This window comes from Flavicella sediminum, assembly GCF_006381105.1.
Lineage (GTDB): Bacteria > Bacteroidota > Bacteroidia > Flavobacteriales > Flavobacteriaceae > Flavicella > Flavicella sediminum.
Window position 1 is genome coordinate 228,272 of record NZ_VDET01000002.1, and the last position, 19,078, is coordinate 247,349.

Here is a 19,078-nt window from a genome sequence, read left to right on the forward strand (position 1 = left end):
GCATGGCAGAACCTTTAAAAAATTATTTCAACCAACATTTTGTTGCACCTTTTTCTGAAGTTTGCAAAAAACACATCGCTAATTTCAATCAGGAAAAATTTCTAGCTACGGTTTTCGATAGCAACTGGAAAAATTTAGAATTGAAACCTAGAATTAAACATATTGCTTTTGCTTTGCATGAGCAACTAGGTTCTGAAATCCCTAAAAACCTTACATGCATTGTTGGCCTAGCTGAAGATATTCGCATCAATCAAAACAAACAAGATACTTTTGAATATTTAATTTTAGCCGATTATGTTGAAGTGTATGGACTTGAACACTTTAAAGAATCTTTACAAGCCATTGAAAAAATTACCGTGCTGGCCACTTGCGAATTTGCGATCAGACCTTTTCTATTAAAATACCCAGAACAAACTTTTGAACAGTTGTATAAATGGAGTACACATCCACATGCTTCGGTTAGAAGATTGGCCAGTGAAGGTTGCAGACCAAGATTGCCTTGGGGCATGGGCTTGGCTCCTTTAAAAAAAGATGCAAGTTCGATTTATCCAATTTTAGAAACTTTAAAAGACGATCCTTCCTTATATGTAAGAAGAAGTGTTGCAAACAATATCAATGATATTTCTAAAGACCATCCAGAAGCTATTTTAAAATTACTGAAGTCTTGGAACGGTTTTTCTGAAGAAAGAAACTGGCTGGTAAAACATGCTGCCCGGACTTTATTAAAACAAGGAAATACGCAAGCCTTGGCTTTATTTGGTTATGGAGATTTTGATAATTTTAAAGTCACCAACTTTCAATTCCTTACTAAAACAGTTCAAATTGGGAATGCGGCAGAATTTTCATTTTCGCTTCAAAATAAAAATAGCAAAGCTCAAAAAATAAGATTGGAATATTTTGTTCATTTTTTATTAGCCAATGGAAAGCCTTCAAAAAAAATATTTAAAATTTCAGAAAGAGAAATTGCCGCAAAAACAACATTGGATTACCTTAAAAAACATTCTTTCAAAATTATAACTACTCGAAAATATTATCCTGGAACTCATTCTATAAGTCTGGTTGTAAATGGTGTAGAATTAGAAACTTTGGATTTTGAACTGGCTGAATAAACTAGTAAAATAGTTTCAAAATTGTCAGGTCGAGCGGAGTCGAAACCTCGTTTATTACGATCGTCGACAGTAACATACTTACCTTTTGACTCCACTAAATGTAACAAAAGACCTTCAAATAACTCACTCCACCAAAAAATCAAAATACGTATTTGGGTAAGGCTCATTATGTAAAGTAAAATGCCACCATTCATATTGGTAGGATTTAAAATTATTTTCTAACATTACTTCTCTAAGCAGCATTCTATTCGCTTTTTGTTTTTCAGAAATCGCCGCAGCATCAGGCCATGCTATTTTATCAAACAAATCATAAGGACTGCCCATATCTAGCTCTTTCCCTGAACTCAACTCAATAATTGTCAAGTCCAAACTACTACCTCTACTATGACCAGATTTACGAGCTATATACCCCAATTTAAATAAATTTTTCTTTTGAACATTTGGGTAAAACTCTTGTTTCATCAAAGTATCACTTTCCATAGTGGCCCACTTCACAAAATAATCAACCGCTCTTTGTGGTCGGTAAGCATCGTATAGTTTCAAGCCCATTCCCAATTCTTGTAAAGTTTGCTGTACTTTATGTAATTGTTCCATTGCCTGGTTACTTAAATATGCAATAGGTTTTTCATACCCTTCTATTGGTCTTCCCACAAAATTATGAGCACCCTGGTAGCGAATATCTAAAACAATGGACGGAATTTCTTCTGCAACACTTTTAAAATCTGCAGGTCGTTCTACATTTTGACCAAAAATAGTTGTCAACCAAAAACAGCAAGTAACCCTAAAAAACCACTTCTTCATAAATCAATGCCAATCATAAATTCAACAAAAGTAAATACCTATCTTTGTAAAGATAAAAAGACATTTATGACTAACAATGATATTTTAAAAAAGTTACGTGTTGCCTTGCAACTAAAGGACACTGACATCGTGCACATTATGAGTTTGGTAGATTTTAAAGTTTCTAAAAGCGAAATAAACGCTTTGTACAGAAATGAAGACCATCCGAAATATGTAGAATGTAAAGATCAATTTTTACGTAATTTTTTAAATGGTTTGGTAATTCACAAACGTGGACCAATGCCTGCCAAAGGAGCTCCTAAAAAGCAATAAGAACTAAGGTAACAGTTTCTTAAAAATATTAATTCCCTAAAAACAATAAAAACATGAAAGAGTACAAATTCATAAAACAAAAAAGCACGCCTATAAAAAAAGATGCAGACTTTGAAGAATTATTAAATAGCTATGCCAAAACAGGTTGGACGGTTGTCAATACTTTTGTGCATAGAGGAATTGTAAAAGCTGTTTTAGAAAGAGAAAAAGAAGAATAATATGGCCTTAAAAATTGCCTTTACCGATATTGACGGTACTTTATTGAGCAAAGAAAGAGTTCCTTCCAAAGCACTGAAAGAAGAAGTACAAAGAATTACGAACAAGCAAATTCCTTTTGTCTTAATTTCTTCAAGAATGCCAAGTGCGATGTATCACATACAAGAAGATTTAAATATTAGCAATACGCCAATTATTTGTTACAATGGCGGTTTGGTTTTGGTAGATGGAAAAAGCATTCATACCACGGAAATTCCAGTTGACCTTGTACAAATTATTGCCGATTTAAATGGCAAAAGAAATTTTCATATCAGCTTGTATAACAACAATGATTGGTATGTGGAAGAACTAGATTTTTGGGCGAAAAGAGAAGAAAACAACACCAAAGTTACTCCTACTATAAAAGCCATTGAAGATGTGCTTGCAGATTGGTCGGCGCAACAAAAAGGCGCACATAAAGTAATGTGTATGGGCGACAAGGAGTATTTAGATGAACTATTTGATACCCTAACCGCCAATCATAGTAACGACTTGCATTTGTACCGATCTAAGGATACATATATTGAAATAGCACACAAATCGATTTCAAAACTAACAGGAATCAAGACATTATTAAAAAACAGCTATCCTAGTTTCACTTTGGAAAACTGTATTGCCTTTGGAGACAATTACAATGATATTGAAATGTTAGAAGCTGTTCAAATGGGTGTGGCTGTAAAAAATGCAAAAGAAGAAGTTTTAAAAATCGCCAATGATATTACAGACACAAACCATAATGATGGCGTAGCAAAAGCCATTTCCAAACATTTATAAGCCTTTATTACCAATTTGTAAGAATTGATTTTTCACAAAAAAATCGTTACTTACTAAAAACCATACCTACCATGACAAAACAATTCCTATTCGTACTTTTTATTAGCAGTCTTTTATTTTCTTGTGCAAAAGAAGCTAAAAATCAAATGCTTGTTCAAGGGGAAATAACTTATCTTAAAAAAGGAACCATTTATCTTGAAAAAATCAAGGAAGGTGTTTTATCTGTTGTAGATTCTTTGCCTGTTGAAGGAACCGGAAAATTTCAATTTTCAACCAGCGTTGAAAGTGCAGAAGTTTATTTTCTTTCTTTAGATAGAGAAGCAGAAAAAACCATTCCCTTTTTTGGTGAAAAAGGAAGTATTACCATCAACACTTCTTTAAATAAATTTGTACATAGCGCTAAAATTTCTGGCTCAAAAAATCAAGAAATTTTAGACAACTATAATGAAATCGCTGCCAAATTTAAAAATCAAAATTTAGATTTGATCAAAGAAAATTTCGAAGCTCAAAAAGCACAAGATCAAGAAAAATTAGCAGCTGTACTTCAAAAATCTAATAATTTAATTAGAAGGAATTATTTGTACACAACTAATTTTGCCATCAACAATGCAGATAGTGAAGTAGCTCCTTATTTGGCTTTGACAAAACTAGCCAATGCCAATATTAAATTGCTAGATACCATTAATAAATCCTTAAGTGAAGAAATTAAAAAATCGAGATACGGGAAAGAATTGAATTCTTATATAGAAAAAATAAAAGCTTCAGAAAAAGAATAAATTCCGGAAAATTAAAAACGAAAAAAAGGCTATCTAAAATTAATTTTAGATAGCCTTTTTTTTGATCGTAACTACTTTATTTTTTTACTACTCGTATTGTTGAAATAGCATAACCATTTTTATTATTACACTTCACAAAGTAAACTCCTGTTGCTAAGTCGCTCATATCTACAGAACCAAAAGCTTCTTTATGCCCCACAAGAACTCCAGATATATTATAAATATCTACAGAAGAAATAGCATCCGTTGAAAAGTTCAAATTATCTACAACTGGATTTGGATAGGCATCAAAAGATTCATTCGTAATAGAATTAATTGCTGCGGTTGGCGCTGCTTCTACAAAAGCACCGAAATCTTTCCAAACATCTGCAGTTTGATAAGCAGAAAGTGTACCATGAGGAACTGTTAAAGTAGCACCTGCTGCTACCGTATTAAAAATTGATGACGTTGCATCTCCTGGACTACTATAAGTAAGAACTAAAGGCGTTTCACTTTCAACAATCACTTCCGTTAAAGTTGAAATATTTCTAAACATATTGTGATTTGTTTCATTCAGCTTTGTGATAGAAGCAGGAAGTGTAATAGACGTCAGTCCGGTAGTATTAAACGCACCTACAGAAATTGAATCCATAGCAGGCATACTTATTGTTTGAAGATTGGTACACTGCCAAAAAGACAATCCTTCAGTAGCTCTAGGCCCAATAGCTGTTGCGCTAGGTAGATCTATACTTGTAAGAGATGTACAGTTTCTAAAAGATTGCACACCAATTAAACGAATATTAGGCATATTAACAGCTGTTAATGCAGAACAATTTCTAAATGCATGCGCACCAACAGAACCTGATGAATTAGGAAAACTAATACTAGCAAGACTCCCACAATCCATAAATGATTGATGCCCTGGTTCCGTATCTCCATTAACAACTACTGATGTAATACTAGTTCCTTTAAATGCTTGACTAGAAATTAATTTGATAGCATATTCTACACCACCTTCAGTTACCGTAGCAGGAATTACCAAAGAAGTAGGTACAGCACCAGCGTCAAAAGGCCCAGTCAGCGAAACTATATTTGGAGATCCAGGATCAGCGGCTGTCGTAACGACAAAGTTAAAAGAAGCATCACTAAAAGTTTCGCCAGCTACAAGCTGCGCATTTATCAGTGTGGTTGTTAATAATGTGATGAATAAAAGTAATGTTTGTTTCATTTTAAAATAGGATTAAGTTAATAATAAAGCTTATTGCTAATTTATTTTAAACAGTACAAATGGCTTGCATTCTTTTGTTTCACAACTCGGGCTTAAATGTTGCAAATACTTACAACTAGCTAATTATCAACAAAAACTCACTATCCTTTGTCTATAAATGGCTGAAAATTTTGACATAAAAAAAAGGAGCGCTTAAGCACTCCTTTTTTTCATTACTTATTCTTTGTTATTTTTTAACAACTTTAATTGTTGAAATAGTCGCCCCATTAACATCGTTACATTTTACAAAATAAATACCTGTTGTTAAGTTGCTCATATCTACTGAACCTACAATTTCTTGGTGCCCAATATTCGCTCCTGAAATAGTATAAACATCTACGGAAACAACCTCTTCAGAAACTATATTTAAAGTATTCACCACCGGGTTAGGGTATGCACTAATTCCTGATTCTTCGACAGCGTCTATACTCAATGCAGCCTCTACAACAAGAGTTCCAAAGTCTTTCCAAACATCTCCTGTGCTATAATCAGAAGACGTAGCAGCAGCAGGTATTGTTAAGGTAACACCTGATAGTGTAATATCATCAAAAATAGAGGAATTAGCGGCTGCATCTCCACCTACAAAAGCTGGATTGTATGATAATGGTATCGTTGTATTATATTCTATCGTAACATTAGTCAAACTAGTACAGCCTTTAAACATATTATAGTTAGTTTGATCAAGTACAGCTACTGTTGAAGGTAAAGTAATTGAAGTAAGCGATGTACAACTATTAAAAGCACCTACAGCAATACTTTCAACAACAGGCATGCTAATCGTTTCAAGATTTGAGCACTGCCAAAATACCAAACCGACATGCGCATCTGCATCGCCAAGATCTGTCAGCGCAGGTAAACTTATTGATGTCATCGAAGCATTTCTAAAAGACTGAGATCCAAGTGTAGTTAAACTACTAAAGTCTGTTGTTGTAAATGGACCACTATTTTGAAAAGTATTATTACCTGTTGAGGTTGCGCTACTTGCATTAATATCCGCCAACACAGGACATCCTTTAAACGTACTATTACCAAGAGAGCCTGTAACACTTGCAATGTTTGCAGTTTCTAATTTAGAACAATTTAAAAAAGCACTATTACCAATTGAAATGGCATTTGGAAGGTTTACCGTTACAAGATTTGTACAACCATTAAAAGCTTGTAACGCAATAGCAGCCTCTGCCGTACTTGTTATAGAGGTAATTGTTAAGTCTGCTTTAAAAACTCCAGAAGGAAGTAAAGTTATATCGTAGTCGTAAGTACCATCATTTATTGAAGCAGGAATATCTAAATCAGTAGCTGTATATCCTATAACTTTAACTTCATTAGGACTGGCAGAGGTAACTTCATATTCATAGCCATTTACATCTGTAAATGTAGCTCCAATAGTTTGAGCATTTGTAAATGTTATTGCTAACAAGGCAATAATTAAAAGTAGTGGTTTTTTCATCATTCTTAAAATTTAAATAGTTAGTGATTGGTTTTAATGCTGCTAAACTATTTAAAATTCAAGGTTCTTATTGGGGGTAATTGTAGCAAATAAGGTGTTAAAATGTTGCGATTCACAAACTTTTATCTAATTAAACTACTTACCGTGTTTTATTCTTGGAAAAGAATAATAAAAACACAAATCAACCAATACAAAAACTACTGAAATTTAAAAAGTTCCTGGTTTTCAAATTCAGATGAATAAAACTCATTTTTCTCAGTAGGTTCAGGTGCCTTATTTTCAACGCGCCAAGTCTGTAATTTGGCAAAAAGTTCTTTAGCCTTTTCAGGATTAGTTGCTGACAAATTGTGCTGCTCTCCTTCGTCGTTCAATAAATCATACAGTTCCAACTCATTATATTCATAATAGTGATGCAATTTCCAAGCTCCCGAAATAACTACAGAACCAGGTCGAGTTCTAAACAAGGCATCTTTGCTTTCATCTTTTCCTTTTTTGTACGCTTGTAAATAAATAGGAAAATGAAAAAATAAATCTCTTTCTATAGGTTTCCCTTTAAAAACAGGCATAAGATTCACCCCGTCTAAAACAGCGGCTTTCTTTTGTGGAGCAGCAATCGTCTGAAGCGTTGGAAACAAATCTAAATTAGAAACATTTTGATTTGAAATTGTATTTGCTTGAATTTGGCTGGGCCATTTTATAATTAACGGAACGCGAATTCCTCCTTCATAATAAGACCCTTTCCCTGCTCTTAATGGAGCTTGATTAGATATAACATGAATACCACCGTTATCAGATGTAAATAACACCAAGGTATTTTTCTCCAAACCTTTTTCTCTTAAAGCCGTTAGCAACTTACCAATATTCTCATCCATAGAAGCTACCATAGCCGCATATTTAGCATTATTTTGCCCCTTAATTCCTTTTTTATTTTGAAATTTTTCTACCAAATATTCTTTCCCCATTAAGGGTGTATGCACCGCATAATAAGGCAAATACACAAAAAAAGTCGTGTCCTTATTTTTTTCTACAAATGAAATAGCTTCATCGGTTAATCGATCCGTTAAATATTCTCCTTTCGGACCGTCCTTGATAAAATCTATTTTATAGGGTGAAAAATAACCTCCTTTTCCTGGATTTCCTTTGCTACTTCCTCCTACATTAACATCAATTCCTTGCTTCAAAGGATTATCTCCTACATGCCATTTTCCAAAATTAGCCGTTATATAACCTGCCGATTTTAACATTTTAGGTAAAGTGTACACCTTGTTACTAAGATGTTGTGTGTTTTTTATAGGAATCAATTTTCTGGTTTTCGGATTTCCTCTATCAGAAGGGCTTACTGTAAACACTCCGTGTTTAGGGGTGTTTAAACCCGAAATTAAACAAGCTCTACTCGGTGCACAATTGGCAGCGCCCGCATATGCATTTGTAAACACCATTCCTTGTTTTGCCAACGCATCAATATTCGGAGTTTCATAATAGCTACTCCCCATAAATCCAAGATCTTTCCATCCTAAATCATCAATATTTATCAATACAATATTGGGCTTATTTTGAATTGTCGTTTTTTTAATTTTAGCTTCTTTGCAAGAAAGTAGCAAGCTAATACTCCATAATAGAAGAATAACTTTGGGCGCTGTCAATTTCAATAGAATTAGTTTTAGTATTATATCTTTCTAAACAAATACATTAAGAAGCTTCTTCCTCTTCTTTTTGCTTGTGTTTTTTAATATATTCAGTCGGACTCATACCGTATTCTTTTTGAAAACATTTTCCAAAATACTTTTGGTTATTAAAGCCTGTCATATAGGCTATTTCAGAAAGATAGAGTTCATTTTTCTGTAACAACTGCTCGGCTCTTTTCAATCGAATTTTTTTAATAAAATTCACTGGGGTATCGTTTAAAATTGTTTGAATTTTTCGATACAAATTGGCCCTACTCATCCCTACTTCTGAAGCAAGATACTCTACGCTCAATAAATTATCATTCATTGATTCTTCAATGATACTTACCAATTTTCGAATAAATTTTTCATTGTTCGAATCTACTTCAATTTCAGAAGGTGTTGGCGTAATAATTTTCCCATATTGTTTTTTTAATTGCCCTCTTGAAATAAATGTATTCTTTACTTTCCATTTTACAAATTCTAAACTAAAAGGCTTTTCAATATAATCATCTGCTCCAAGACTTAAACATTCAATTTTAGATTCTTCAGAATTCTTGGCCGTCAACATAAAAACAGGAATGCTATTGACTTTCGGATTCGCTTTAATTTTTTTCAACATTGAAATTCCATTTTCCAAAGGCATCAAAATATCACTGATAATCAATTGTGGCATTTCTTTTAAAACGGCTGCATAACCTTCTACTCCATTGGTCGCCTCAACAATGTTAAATTCGTCTTTTAACTCCTCTTTTAGCATCGATCTCAAATCATTATTATCCTCAACAAGCAATACTTTTGGTTTATCGGATTTTTGTTTTGCTTTGGCCTCATGTTCTTGCGCGACTTCCTCAATAATTTGAAATTCAGAATTTTTGATAAAATTCTTTTTTAACGGCTCAGCAATCTCAATACGCTCTTCTCTTGTGTATCGTTTTTTATCAATAGGAAGTACAAAAGTAAAATTGGTAAAGGTATTTTCTTTGCTTTCTACAGTAATAGAGCCATGGTGGCGTTCTATCAACTTCTCTACCAGCTCCATACCAATTCCAGTTCCTGGAATAGGATTACTAGATGGCCTAGTTGCTTGGTAATACCTATTAAATATAAATGGCAAATCGGCCTCTGGAATACCTATACCATTATCGCGTACACTACATTTAATATAGGTTCCTTTTTCTAAATTCAACTCTTTAGAATTCTCTTCGGTCATAGCCAAAGTTTCTAAATGAACGGTTATCTCACCATTTTCTGGTGTATATTTAAACGCATTGGACAAAAGATTGAATAATATTTTTTCTAAAATATCAACATCGTACCAACCTTTAATTTTTTTCTCTTTGGAAACAAAAGCATAATTAATGTTCAGTGTTTTTGCAAAATCATTAAAAGCATTTTTAATGATATTAATATCTTTTACCAAATCATTTTTTGAGATTCTTAATTTAAATTTACCCTCATCAAATTTTCGAATATCCATAATTTGATTGATCAATCTTCGCATTCGTAAAGTATTGTTGTAAATACGTTGTGAAGTTATTGGACTCAAAGTAAAATTCTTTTCTTTAACTACTTTTTCAATGGTTCCAAAAATTAAGGAAAGTGGTGTTCTTAATTCATGAGAAATATCTGTAAAAAACACCATTTTCATTCTATTGTGCTCATTGTCTTTCTCTCTACTAATGGTTTCTTTTACCAAATTCTTTTTCAAACGATACCACCTTCTTATTAAAAACACAGCAACAAATAATAGAATGCCACCAACAATAAAATAAACTATATAAGCCCAAGTGCTTTTCCAAATGGGTGGTTCAATTTTAAATTTCAACACGGTAGGCTCTTCATTCCAAACTCCTTCACTATTAGAACTCTTCACTTTAAAAGTATACTTCCCCGGCGACAAATCATTGTAATTTGCATTTCTGTTAGAAGCATTTGTATAAATCCAATAATTGTTCAATCCTTCTAATTTATAGGCGTATTTATTTTTACTTGGCGAAGTAAGGTCTAAAGAAGAAAACTTCACTACAATGTTGTTTTTATTATAAGGTAGTACAATAGAATTTTCCGAATCAATAAGTATATCGCTTGATTCATTTAATTCCGAATTTTTCTGATCTGCCTTTGTTGCACCGAGGGTTGTAAAATTGGTAATGACCGTTGTAGGAATTTTACTATTTTGAGAAAATTTATTTGTAAAAACCGAATAAAATCCTTCAGAACAACCAAAATACAGTTGATTATTTAATTTATTAGCAGCACTAGAATTATACACAAATTGACTTTCTTTAACGCCATCTTCAATTCCAAAATGCCTGAATTTTTCTCTTTTTAAATGAAATCGAATCAGCCCCTCTTGTGTACTTAACCATAAATTATTTTTTGAATCTTGTTGAATAGCCGCAATGGTATTCGTCATTAAACCATTGGCTTTGCCAAAGTGTTTAAAATTATCTGAATCTTTGAGATACAAGAGCAAACCTCCTCCTCTAGTTCCTATCCAAATATTTTCTTCATGATCTTCATGTAAACTTAATATTGCATTAGACGTTAAACCATTATCTACAGAAGGCAAATACTCGTCAATAGATTCGTTATTAAAATCGATTTTAAAAAGCCCTTCACCTCTTGTACCTACCCACAATTCATTCTTTTTTGTATACAATAAAGTAGACGTATGGTTGTTTGCTAATTTTGCTCTAACTTCTAATTTAAATTTAGATAATTGATTTTCTGAATTAACAATATCGACCCCTCCATTCCAAAGTCCAACCCAAAATTCATTTTTATTAATTACCGCCAAATCTGTAATAGAATTCCGAAACTTCTTTAGTTCCGTCATTTGCAATTTTTTTTGATTTACCGAAAACCTATTAGACTCATATACGGTAGAACCATTTACCAACAGTAATTTGTCCATTTCAAAATTCTGAGCAACGATATTTACACTACTAAGAGAAGTCTTTATTTTGTAATAATCATTCGTTTTTGGATTGTAACGATACAGACCATCATTCATACCTACCAACACCGTATTTCCAGAATAACACAAAATACTCCTAGCTACTACGTTGTCAATAGAGGTATCCGCTTCAATTTTATTGAAATTAAAAATAGATGCTCGTCCTAAATGTTTATTTATTCCTTTTAAAGATCCGATCCATAAGTTTCCAAAAGAATCGAATGTTGTGGTATTGATATGATTATTTTTAAGTCTCCCTTCTGTTACTGTTTGAGAAAAATAAACAAACTGATAAGCATTCTCATTCTTTACTGCTTTAAACAATCCACCAGTTGTTCCAATCCAAAGCTCTCCATTTTTTGGATTAATGGTTAAAGAAGTTGCTTTCGCTTTTGCAGAGTAAGAACTGACAAAATCATGATAAGCTTCAAGTACTTCCACTTTAAAATCTGACTTATTATAACCTAAAATATAAAGTCCTTTTGTTGTTAGCGCAATTATCTTATTATTTTCTATGAGTTTTATAGACCTGATATCCTTGTTAAAATTACTTTCTATATATTCATTTTTATCATTTAAAATAAAAATTCCTTTAGGGGTCCCTAACCACTTTCTACCAAAATTATCTTCTACAAAAGAATTAATTTGTCGATTGAAACTAATTAAATTATCACTATTGGTATAGTTGAACTTTGTATCAAAATTGGCTGTATGAAATTCCTTACTTGGTTTAATTTTAATCAAGCCTGTATTTCTTAAATTTGCCCAAATAGTGCCGTCAATCGATTTATAAAGAACCGTAGAGGTATTATTTTTATAAAAACCGCTAAACTTATTTTCTTTCCTATTAAAACGAATCAAGTAACTTTCACTACCCACCCATAAATCCTTATTATCGTCTTCAATAATAGAATTAATACCATTATTTGGAATGGAATTAGGATCAAAAACATCATATTGATATGAAACCAAATTATTTCCATCATATTTATACAAACCTGTGTCACTTGCAATCCATAAATAGCCAAAACTATCTACAAACAAAGCATTCACCCTTTTATTAAAGGAGATTCCTTGCGTTTCCAATTCATGAAAATAAGTTTTATTAGCCTGTGAATAACTAAACATAAAACTAAATACAAAAAGTAACAGCCAACTGTATTTTAAGAAGTTATATTTTTTAATTTGAACCACGAATTTCGGTATTTGATTAAACTGATTTTAAGGAGAATCACAAAAAATGTAGCTACTAAAATAGCACTAAAATGTTCCCATCACAAGTTCGGTCTTTTTTTAATTATGGCACAATCTCAAATAGGCAATCATGTTGATTCTTATGGGTACTAATGTTGCAAACCGTCAAAATTAGCTTATTCTATCACCTGTGCAACATATAAGGGTGCTAAATGAGAAATCTAAAACTACTAATGTTTATATATTTGATTTTGTGGTAAAATGGTTTACTACTCTCAATAATTAAACCTAGATAAAATGATTAAGTTTTCTCTACATATGTTCGTTTTAGCGATGGCTATACTTTTTACGTCGTGTAATTTTTCAAGTAAAAATTCAAAAAACACCGCGACTGATAAAAAGGATAAAATAGCACTTGAAAAACTTCCGAACATTATATATATTCTTGCTGATGACCTTGGCTATGGCGATTTAAGCTGTTATGGGCAAGAAAAATTCAATACACCTAATATTGACAAATTAGCATCAGAAGGAATTTTATTTACCCAACATTATTCAGGAAGTACTGTTTGTGCTCCTTCTCGTTCGGCATTACTTACAGGAATGCACACTGGACATACCGTTGTTAGAGGAAATAAAGAAATGGAACCTGAAGGGCAATACCCAATTCCGGACAACACCTACACTTTAGCAGAAGCTATGAAAACGGCAGGTTATAAAACAGGAGCTTTTGGTAAATGGGGACTTGGATTCCCTGGTTCTGAAGGAGATCCTATCAGCCAAGGTTTTGATGTGTTTTACGGATACAATTGTCAGCGTTTAGGACATCATTATTTTCCTGATCACCTTTGGTCTAATAAAGATTCTATTGTACTCTCAGGAAATGCAGGTTTGTTAAGAACAGAATATGCTCCCACTTTAATTCATGATAAAACATTAGAATTTATTGAAAACAATAAGGAAAAACCATTTTTCGCCTATGTTGCCTCCATTATTCCACATGCAGAATTAGCGGCGCCAGAAGAATTAATGAAAAAATATAGACATAAATTTTTACCTGAAAAAGTATTCAATGGAGTAGATGATGGACCAAAATATCGAAAAGGGTCTTATGCGTCTCAAAAAGAATCTCATGCTGCATTTGTTGCAATGATCGATTTATTAGACCAACAGGTAGGAGAAATAATGGCAAAAATAGAAGAATTAGGAATTGCCGATAACACCATCGTTATCTTTACCTCGGACAATGGGCCGCATAAAGAAGGGGGTGCAGATCCTAAATACTTTAATAGCAATGGCGTTTTTAAAGGAACCAAAAGAGATTTATACGAAGGTGGAATTCGTGTTCCTATGATTGCCAAATGGCCTGGAAAAATTAAGCCTGGAAGTACTACAGAACACATATCGGCTTTCTGGGATGTTTTTCCAACTTTTGCAACAATAGCAGGCGTAGAAATTCCAAAAAATCTTGACGGAGTCTCCTTTTTACCGGTACTTTTAGGTAACAACGAGGCACAAAAACAACACGAGTACTTGTATTGGGAATTCCATGAAAAAGGCGGTCGACAAGCTATTAGAATGGGTGATTGGAAAGCTGTAAAATACAACGTACTAAAAAAACCAAATGCACAAATGCAACTTTACAATCTTTCAAAGGATGCTGGGGAGACCAACAATGTAGCGAAGCAAAATCCTGAAATTGTAAAACAAATAGAAGAACTTTTCCTTAGTGCTAGAACACAATCAGAAGTGTTTACGTTCAAACAGGAAACCTTCCTAAACGTAGATTAGATTAACGTCCCCTATAATAATTCCCTAAAAAAACTCCTACTAGCATTCACTATTTGAAAGCCAGTAGGAGTTCTCATTTTTAAGACACCTAACTCATAAAAATCAGAAGCTAAAACAATTCTACTTTATATACAGAAGCAATTTTATTGGTAGATTCTGGTACAATCAGGTTTAAGAAATTTCGGGTAGCTACATAACTCAATTCTTCACCGGTTCCCAAATTGATAATGGATTTAATCTTTTTACCTTTTAAAGCCTCTAATCTAATCGGTTCATCTTTTAAAGGATTGTAACCATATTGAAAAATATAAATAAATTTCCCTTTTTGGGTAAAACGAAAATCATCTGAAATATAAACGGCTTCTGCTTTGGACTCTTTTTTAGTCATGGTCTTTTCAAACTCATAACGTGGTCCTTGCCCATATTCTTTATAAGGACGTGTTCCGTAAATAGCTTCTCCGTACACCTTCAACCAATCACCCGCTTCTTTTACAGCTTGTAATGTTTTAGGATGCCAAGCTCCACTAATATCTGGTCCAATTCCCAACATAAAATTACCGCCCTTAGCCACTACATCAATCAAGGATTCTATAATCCATTTCCCATCTCTTAAATATGTTTCATCTGGTTCATAGGCGAAATTTTTTCTTTTGCTTAATGAATAAATTACTTGCCAGGGCATGGTTCCTAAATCTTTGTTGATGAGATATGGAATTTTATTTTCTGGAGTTTGATAGTCTCCATAATTTCCAATCCCTCGCCATCTTAACAGTACATTTGGTTGAATTTCACGAGCCGTCCTTGCTACTTTTTGCATGTGATTCCAAGCAAATTTTGGTGCTTTTACATCTAAAGACAACATATCTATAGCTCCATAATTAGTCAGCAACTCTTTAATTTGTCCCAAATGTCTGTTCTGAAAACGTTCAAACTCCTTTGGTCGGTTAAAGGGTGTATAATTTCTATCATGAAAATTAAAATCTGCATCATACCAATCAGAATTTGAATAATACAAGCCCACCTTCAAATCTACTTTTCTTGCAGCATCAACCAATTCTTTGGTAACATCTCGTTGAAAAGGAGTTTCCATAATACTGTAGGCCAAGTCACAATCTTCAACTTCTCCCGCATGTGCTCCCGTAAAGGCTTTTCTTTTTTGAACTTTTATTTTGGTGTCGTACATCGAAAAACCATCATGATGTTTGGCTGTAAAAACAAAAAACTGAAAGCCATTGTCTTTTGCCATATGCATGATAGAATCTGCATTGAATTTATTTGGATACCATCCTTTGTACAATTCATGATACCAAGCTAAATCTTCAGCTTTGTTGTTAAATCTATCTTTCAACACCCAAGATTCTTTTCCATGGACTTGGCTATAAATTCCCCAGTGAATTCGCAACCCGAATTTTAAATCTTTAAAACTTTCAAGTATAGAATCGGGAGCGTGCTTGTAGGTTGATAAATCTGTATTTACCATATTTTGTGTCCACCAAGTAGAATCAGATCTTCCTTTTATAATTCTGCCATCAGCATCGGGTTGATCACTTGGGGTATTTAAAATTTGTGCTTCACCTGTTTGAAAGAAAAAAACAAGTGCAATAAGGGGTAAAATTGAATATTTCATAAGAAAAATTTAGAAGTCAAAAATAACGGAAATGCCGCTAACTAAGAAATCTTATGCCTCTTAACTTAAAATATTGCTAAAGCTAGACCTATTGACTAAGCAGCAGCAGTTTGTTCAAAGTGTTGTAATTTCTTGTCGTAGCTTTACATTTTAGTTTTTTTTCGAAAAAATTATTAGAAAGTTTTGTTTTTCCGTAACCACCTGGACAATGGATGTAAATCGTCGTTTCATTACAAACAAAAGAATCATTAGCTGTATCAATGGAAGCCGCAGCTAACAGACATTCCTTGTTTGGAGTCCTAGTTAAAAAAGTATAATAACGTTCTTTTGTCGGCTCGTTTTGATAGTTTATAGAAGTACATATTTGAAGTAGTTCCACTTTACTAAATACCAAAGCCTCTGTTTCAATAGAAAACTCTTGTAGCAATTGTTCTTCTATCAAATTTTTCAAATCGCCTTTAGATAGTTTCGTCTTTACAATAAGGTTTCCACTTTGAATATAACTTTGGCAGTTTTTAAGCTGATGCTTTGCCAACATTGCTAGTAAATCTTGCATTTTCAAGCGGTTTTTACCACTTACATTAATTCCCCTAAGCAAAACAATAAAAGTCGTCATAGGCCAAATATAAAAAAAGCACCTGATAAAAGTAGCTATTTTAATCAGGTGCTTTTTAAACAATTCTTTTAATTATTATCTCCGTCTAGAAAACCGCCTAATCCACCTAAAACACTTCCTTCTCCTCTAGTGCTTCCTCCCGTTCTTGGCGCCAATGCCAATACTCTACCTGCTAATCTACTAAACGGTAAGGATTGAACAAATACCGTTCCTGGTCCTTGTAGACTGGCAAAAAACAAACCTTCACCCCCAAAAATCGTGTTTTTAATACCTCCTACAAATTCAATATCGTAATCCACATCTTTGGTAAAACCTACCAAGCAACCTGTATCTACTTTTAAAACCTCACCTGCCTGTAAAACTTTTTTAGTAATTGTTCCTCCAGCATGCACAAAGGTCATTCCATCTCCTTCTAATTTTTGCATGATAAAGCCTTCTCCCCCAAAAAGCCCTCTTCCTAATTTTTTTGAAAATTCAATTCCCACTGAAACTCCTTTGGCGGCACATAAAAAAGCATCTTTCTGACAAATAAATTTTCCTTGGTATTCCGACAAATCAATAGCGACAATTCTACCTGGATAAGGAGCCGCAAAAGAAACATGTTTTTTCCCGAATTCTACATTGGTAAAAACCGTCATAAACAAACTTTCCCCGGTTAACAAACGTTTTCCTGCTGAAAATAATTTTCCTAACACCCCTTCTGTTTGCCCTGAACCATCTCCAAAAATAGTGTTCATCTCAACTCCAGAATCCATCATCATAAAACTTCCTGATTCTGCAACAACACTTTCATCTGGATCCAATTCAATTTCTACAAATTGCATTTCTTCTCCGTGTATTTCGTAATCTATTTCATGTGCATTCATGTTCTTTTAATTTTAATTATTTTTTTTCACGACCAAATTTACCCAAATGCATTCATTCTTAAACCTTCCCAAAAAATTATAACGATTGTTTAACAAATCTTTTGACCATTCAAAAACTTAATCGTAATATTGCAATCAAACAATTAAGCATGGGACTAACAAAGACAGAAAAATTTACGGACAAACAAAATCAAATTGCACAATTTGCCAAAGTTTTTGGACATCCTGCACGGGTTGCCATCTTGCAACATTTATTCCGAATTGACTCATGTGTTTGTGGCGACTTGGTTTTAGAGGTAGGATTGGCACAACCTACAATTTCTCAACATTTAAAAGAGCTTAAACAACTAGGTTTAATTAAAGGAAATGTAGAAGGTACTAGTGTTTGCTATTGTATACACAAGGAAAACTGGACAGCTATGAAAGAAATTATGTCTGAATTTTTAGATCAAGACCTGAGCTTACAACAAGATTGCTGTTAAAAAAATTTGAAAACATTCATCGTATTATTACAATAAATAAAGACTCTTATGAAACTATCAGAAGTAAAAGAAATTTTAAATAAACTAGAAACTATTGGGTTTCAATTACCCAACGGAACTTTAGTCCCTAGCAATTTCCACGTAACGGAAGTTGGTAAAATTAGCAAACATTTTATTGATTGCGGAGGAACAGTACGTACAGAAGAAGTAGCAAACTTTCAACTTTGGAATGCCAACGATTACGACCACAGATTGCATCCAGAAAAATTGATTCATATTATTGAACTTTCTGAAAAAACATTGGCTATTGGAGATTTAGAAATTGAAGTAGAGTACCAAGCAGAAACTATTGGAAAATTTGGATTGGATTTTGACGGAAAAAACTTCTTGTTAACTTCTAAACAAACAGATTGTTTGGCTAAAGACCAATGTGGTATTCCTGAAGAAAAATTAGAAATCATATCAACACCTGCAGCAAACACCTGCACTCCAGGAGGTGGCTGTTGCTAATATTTATTAAATAGATAATTCCTTACAAATGTCCGTATTTAGCAAAATCGAAGAAACAATTGCCTCTTTTACTGTTGAAAATATTTCAGCAGAGCGCAAAGAAACACTACAACCTTTGGTTGAGTTTATTCAAAAGAAAACCACTGAACAACAAGAAATTCGTTTGAATTTTATTTGTACCCACAATTCTCGTAGAAGTCACTTGTCTCAAATTTGGGCGCAAACCATGGCGCATTACTTCCATATTTCTAATGTGTATTGTTATTCTAGCGGCACCGAGGCTACGGCCTTGTTTCCTGTTATTGCATCCACATTAGAAGCTACAGGTTTTCAAATAAACACACTGTCAGAAGGCAAAAACCCAATTTATGCCATCAAATTTGCGAGTAATCAATTTCCTGTGATCGGATTTTCAAAAACCATTGACGACGATTTTAATCCTAGTTCTGAATTTGCAGCTATTATGACGTGTTCACAAGCCGATGGAGGTTGCCCATTTATTGCAGGAGCAGAAAAGCGTATTCCGGTAACCTTTGAAGATCCAAAAGCATTTGACAACACTCCACAACAAGCTGAAAAATACCAAGAAAGAAGTCTGCAAATTGCAACGGATTTATTTTACGTCTTTTCACAAATAAACAAGTAA

General features: G+C 33.3%; 17 protein-coding genes. 9 read left to right on the forward strand and 8 right to left on the reverse strand.

Annotated features, from left to right (window positions below):
* Nucleotides 1–2 precede the first annotated feature (2 nt).
* A complete protein-coding gene (locus FGM02_RS01895; protein WP_139956385.1) occupies nucleotides 3–1,109 on the forward strand; it encodes a DNA alkylation repair protein in 1,107 nt (368 codons plus the stop codon).
* Nucleotides 1,110–1,232: 123 nt separating this feature from the next.
* On the opposite strand, the gene FGM02_RS01900 is transcribed toward FGM02_RS01895, so the two are convergent.
* Nucleotides 1,233–1,910: a M15 family metallopeptidase gene (locus FGM02_RS01900; RefSeq protein WP_139956387.1), complete on the reverse strand. Its 678-nt coding sequence runs from the start codon at nucleotides 1,908–1,910 to the stop codon at nucleotides 1,233–1,235.
* 6 nt (nucleotides 1,911–1,916) lie between these two features.
* Here FGM02_RS01900 and FGM02_RS01905 point away from each other — a divergent pair, with 6 nt between their 5' ends.
* The 4 genes from FGM02_RS01905 (at nucleotide 1,917) to FGM02_RS01920 (ending at nucleotide 4,027) form a co-directional block, all read left to right on the forward strand.
* A complete protein-coding gene (locus FGM02_RS01905; protein ID WP_243739331.1) occupies nucleotides 1,917–2,222 on the forward strand; it encodes a DUF1456 family protein in 306 nt (101 codons plus the stop codon).
* Between the two features lie 53 nt (nucleotides 2,223–2,275).
* Entirely contained in the window at nucleotides 2,276–2,440 is a 165-nt protein-coding gene (locus tag FGM02_RS01910; protein ID WP_139956391.1) for a DUF4177 domain-containing protein, read from the forward strand.
* Nucleotide 2,441: 1 nt separating this feature from the next.
* Nucleotides 2,442–3,251 (forward strand): HAD family hydrolase, encoded by an 810-nt coding sequence (locus FGM02_RS01915; RefSeq protein ID WP_139956393.1) that lies wholly within the window; start codon nucleotides 2,442–2,444, stop codon nucleotides 3,249–3,251.
* A 71-nt stretch (nucleotides 3,252–3,322) separates the two neighbouring features.
* Nucleotides 3,323–4,027, forward strand: coding sequence for a DUF4369 domain-containing protein (locus FGM02_RS01920; RefSeq protein ID WP_139956395.1), 705 nt, complete (start codon nucleotides 3,323–3,325; stop codon nucleotides 4,025–4,027).
* 76 nt (nucleotides 4,028–4,103) lie between these two features.
* Here the strand turns inward: FGM02_RS01920 and FGM02_RS01925 are convergent, their stop codons facing one another.
* The 4 genes from FGM02_RS01925 to FGM02_RS01940 form a co-directional block, all read right to left on the reverse strand.
* Nucleotides 4,104–5,234 (reverse strand): leucine-rich repeat domain-containing protein, encoded by a 1,131-nt coding sequence (locus FGM02_RS01925; RefSeq protein ID WP_139956397.1) that lies wholly within the window; start codon nucleotides 5,232–5,234, stop codon nucleotides 4,104–4,106.
* A gap of 226 nt (nucleotides 5,235–5,460) precedes the next feature.
* Nucleotides 5,461–6,723: a leucine-rich repeat protein gene (locus FGM02_RS01930; protein ID WP_139956399.1), complete on the reverse strand. Its 1,263-nt coding sequence runs from the start codon at nucleotides 6,721–6,723 to the stop codon at nucleotides 5,461–5,463.
* 194 nt (nucleotides 6,724–6,917) lie between these two features.
* The gene (locus FGM02_RS01935; RefSeq protein WP_139956401.1) at nucleotides 6,918–8,369 is read right to left on the reverse strand and encodes a sulfatase; all 1,452 of its coding nucleotides are present in this window, start codon (nucleotides 8,367–8,369) and stop codon (nucleotides 6,918–6,920) included.
* A gap of 40 nt (nucleotides 8,370–8,409) precedes the next feature.
* Nucleotides 8,410–12,474 carry a hybrid sensor histidine kinase/response regulator transcription factor gene (locus tag FGM02_RS01940; protein ID WP_139956403.1) on the reverse strand — a complete coding sequence of 1,355 codons (4,065 nt, stop codon included), beginning with the start codon at nucleotides 12,472–12,474 and terminating at the stop codon, nucleotides 8,410–8,412.
* Between the two features lie 363 nt (nucleotides 12,475–12,837).
* Here FGM02_RS01940 and FGM02_RS01945 point away from each other — a divergent pair, with 363 nt between their 5' ends.
* Nucleotides 12,838–14,331, forward strand: a complete 1,494-nt coding sequence (locus FGM02_RS01945) for an arylsulfatase (RefSeq protein WP_243739332.1) — start codon at nucleotides 12,838–12,840, stop codon at nucleotides 14,329–14,331.
* Between the two features lie 109 nt (nucleotides 14,332–14,440).
* Here FGM02_RS01945 and FGM02_RS01950 read toward each other — a convergent pair whose 3' ends face one another.
* The 3 genes from FGM02_RS01950 to FGM02_RS01960 all read right to left on the reverse strand — a co-directional run bounded on the left by FGM02_RS01950 (nucleotide 14,441) and on the right by FGM02_RS01960 (nucleotide 17,440).
* Complete coding sequence (locus FGM02_RS01950) at nucleotides 14,441–15,958, reverse strand: alpha-L-fucosidase (protein WP_139956405.1); 1,518 nt, start codon at nucleotides 15,956–15,958, stop codon at nucleotides 14,441–14,443.
* Between the two features lie 88 nt (nucleotides 15,959–16,046).
* The gene (locus FGM02_RS01955) at nucleotides 16,047–16,574 is read right to left on the reverse strand and encodes a DUF1697 domain-containing protein (protein WP_139956407.1); all 528 of its coding nucleotides are present in this window, start codon (nucleotides 16,572–16,574) and stop codon (nucleotides 16,047–16,049) included.
* Between the two features lie 68 nt (nucleotides 16,575–16,642).
* Entirely contained in the window at nucleotides 16,643–17,440 is a 798-nt protein-coding gene (locus tag FGM02_RS01960) for a TIGR00266 family protein (protein WP_139956409.1), read from the reverse strand.
* 149 nt (nucleotides 17,441–17,589) lie between these two features.
* On the opposite strand from FGM02_RS01960, the gene FGM02_RS01965 reads away from it, so the two are divergent.
* From FGM02_RS01965 to FGM02_RS01975, 3 genes are read left to right on the forward strand one after another with little or no spacing between them, the layout of a single operon-like run.
* On the forward strand, nucleotides 17,590–17,922 hold the full coding sequence (locus tag FGM02_RS01965; protein WP_139956411.1) for an ArsR/SmtB family transcription factor: 333 nt from the start codon (nucleotides 17,590–17,592) through the stop codon (nucleotides 17,920–17,922).
* 48 nt (nucleotides 17,923–17,970) lie between these two features.
* Nucleotides 17,971–18,432, forward strand: a complete 462-nt coding sequence (locus FGM02_RS01970) for a DUF6428 family protein (protein ID WP_139956413.1) — start codon at nucleotides 17,971–17,973, stop codon at nucleotides 18,430–18,432.
* 28 nt (nucleotides 18,433–18,460) lie between these two features.
* On the forward strand, nucleotides 18,461–19,078 hold the full coding sequence (locus tag FGM02_RS01975; protein WP_139956415.1) for an arsenate-mycothiol transferase ArsC: 618 nt from the start codon (nucleotides 18,461–18,463) through the stop codon (nucleotides 19,076–19,078).

What these genes read in the sequence shown, in the direction of transcription:
- FGM02_RS01915 (WP_139956393.1), top strand. Translation starts at nt 2,442, where the DNA reads ATGGCCTTAAAAATTGCCTTTACCGATATTGACGGTACTTTATTGAGC.
- FGM02_RS01925 (WP_139956397.1), bottom strand. Translation starts at nt 5,234, where the DNA reads ATGAAACAAACATTACTTTTATTCATCACATTATTAACAACCACACTG.
- FGM02_RS01975 (WP_139956415.1), top strand. Translation starts at nt 18,461, where the DNA reads ATGTCCGTATTTAGCAAAATCGAAGAAACAATTGCCTCTTTTACTGTT.
- FGM02_RS01950 (WP_139956405.1), bottom strand. Translation starts at nt 15,958, where the DNA reads ATGAAATATTCAATTTTACCCCTTATTGCACTTGTTTTTTTCTTTCAA.
- FGM02_RS01960 (WP_139956409.1), bottom strand. Translation starts at nt 17,440, where the DNA reads ATGAATGCACATGAAATAGATTACGAAATACACGGAGAAGAAATGCAA.
- FGM02_RS01905 (WP_243739331.1), top strand. Translation starts at nt 1,917, where the DNA reads ATGCCAATCATAAATTCAACAAAAGTAAATACCTATCTTTGTAAAGAT.
- FGM02_RS01955 (WP_139956407.1), bottom strand. Translation starts at nt 16,574, where the DNA reads ATGACGACTTTTATTGTTTTGCTTAGGGGAATTAATGTAAGTGGTAAA.
- FGM02_RS01930 (WP_139956399.1), bottom strand. Translation starts at nt 6,723, where the DNA reads ATGATGAAAAAACCACTACTTTTAATTATTGCCTTGTTAGCAATAACA.
- FGM02_RS01900 (WP_139956387.1), bottom strand. Translation starts at nt 1,910, where the DNA reads ATGAAGAAGTGGTTTTTTAGGGTTACTTGCTGTTTTTGGTTGACAACT.
- FGM02_RS01940 (WP_139956403.1), bottom strand. Translation starts at nt 12,474, where the DNA reads ATGTTTAGTTATTCACAGGCTAATAAAACTTATTTTCATGAATTGGAA.
- FGM02_RS01910 (WP_139956391.1), top strand. Translation starts at nt 2,276, where the DNA reads ATGAAAGAGTACAAATTCATAAAACAAAAAAGCACGCCTATAAAAAAA.
- FGM02_RS01920 (WP_139956395.1), top strand. Translation starts at nt 3,323, where the DNA reads ATGACAAAACAATTCCTATTCGTACTTTTTATTAGCAGTCTTTTATTT.
- FGM02_RS01965 (WP_139956411.1), top strand. Translation starts at nt 17,590, where the DNA reads ATGGGACTAACAAAGACAGAAAAATTTACGGACAAACAAAATCAAATT.
- FGM02_RS01895 (WP_139956385.1), top strand. Translation starts at nt 3, where the DNA reads ATGGCAGAACCTTTAAAAAATTATTTCAACCAACATTTTGTTGCACCT.
- FGM02_RS01945 (WP_243739332.1), top strand. Translation starts at nt 12,838, where the DNA reads ATGATTAAGTTTTCTCTACATATGTTCGTTTTAGCGATGGCTATACTT.
- FGM02_RS01970 (WP_139956413.1), top strand. Translation starts at nt 17,971, where the DNA reads ATGAAACTATCAGAAGTAAAAGAAATTTTAAATAAACTAGAAACTATT.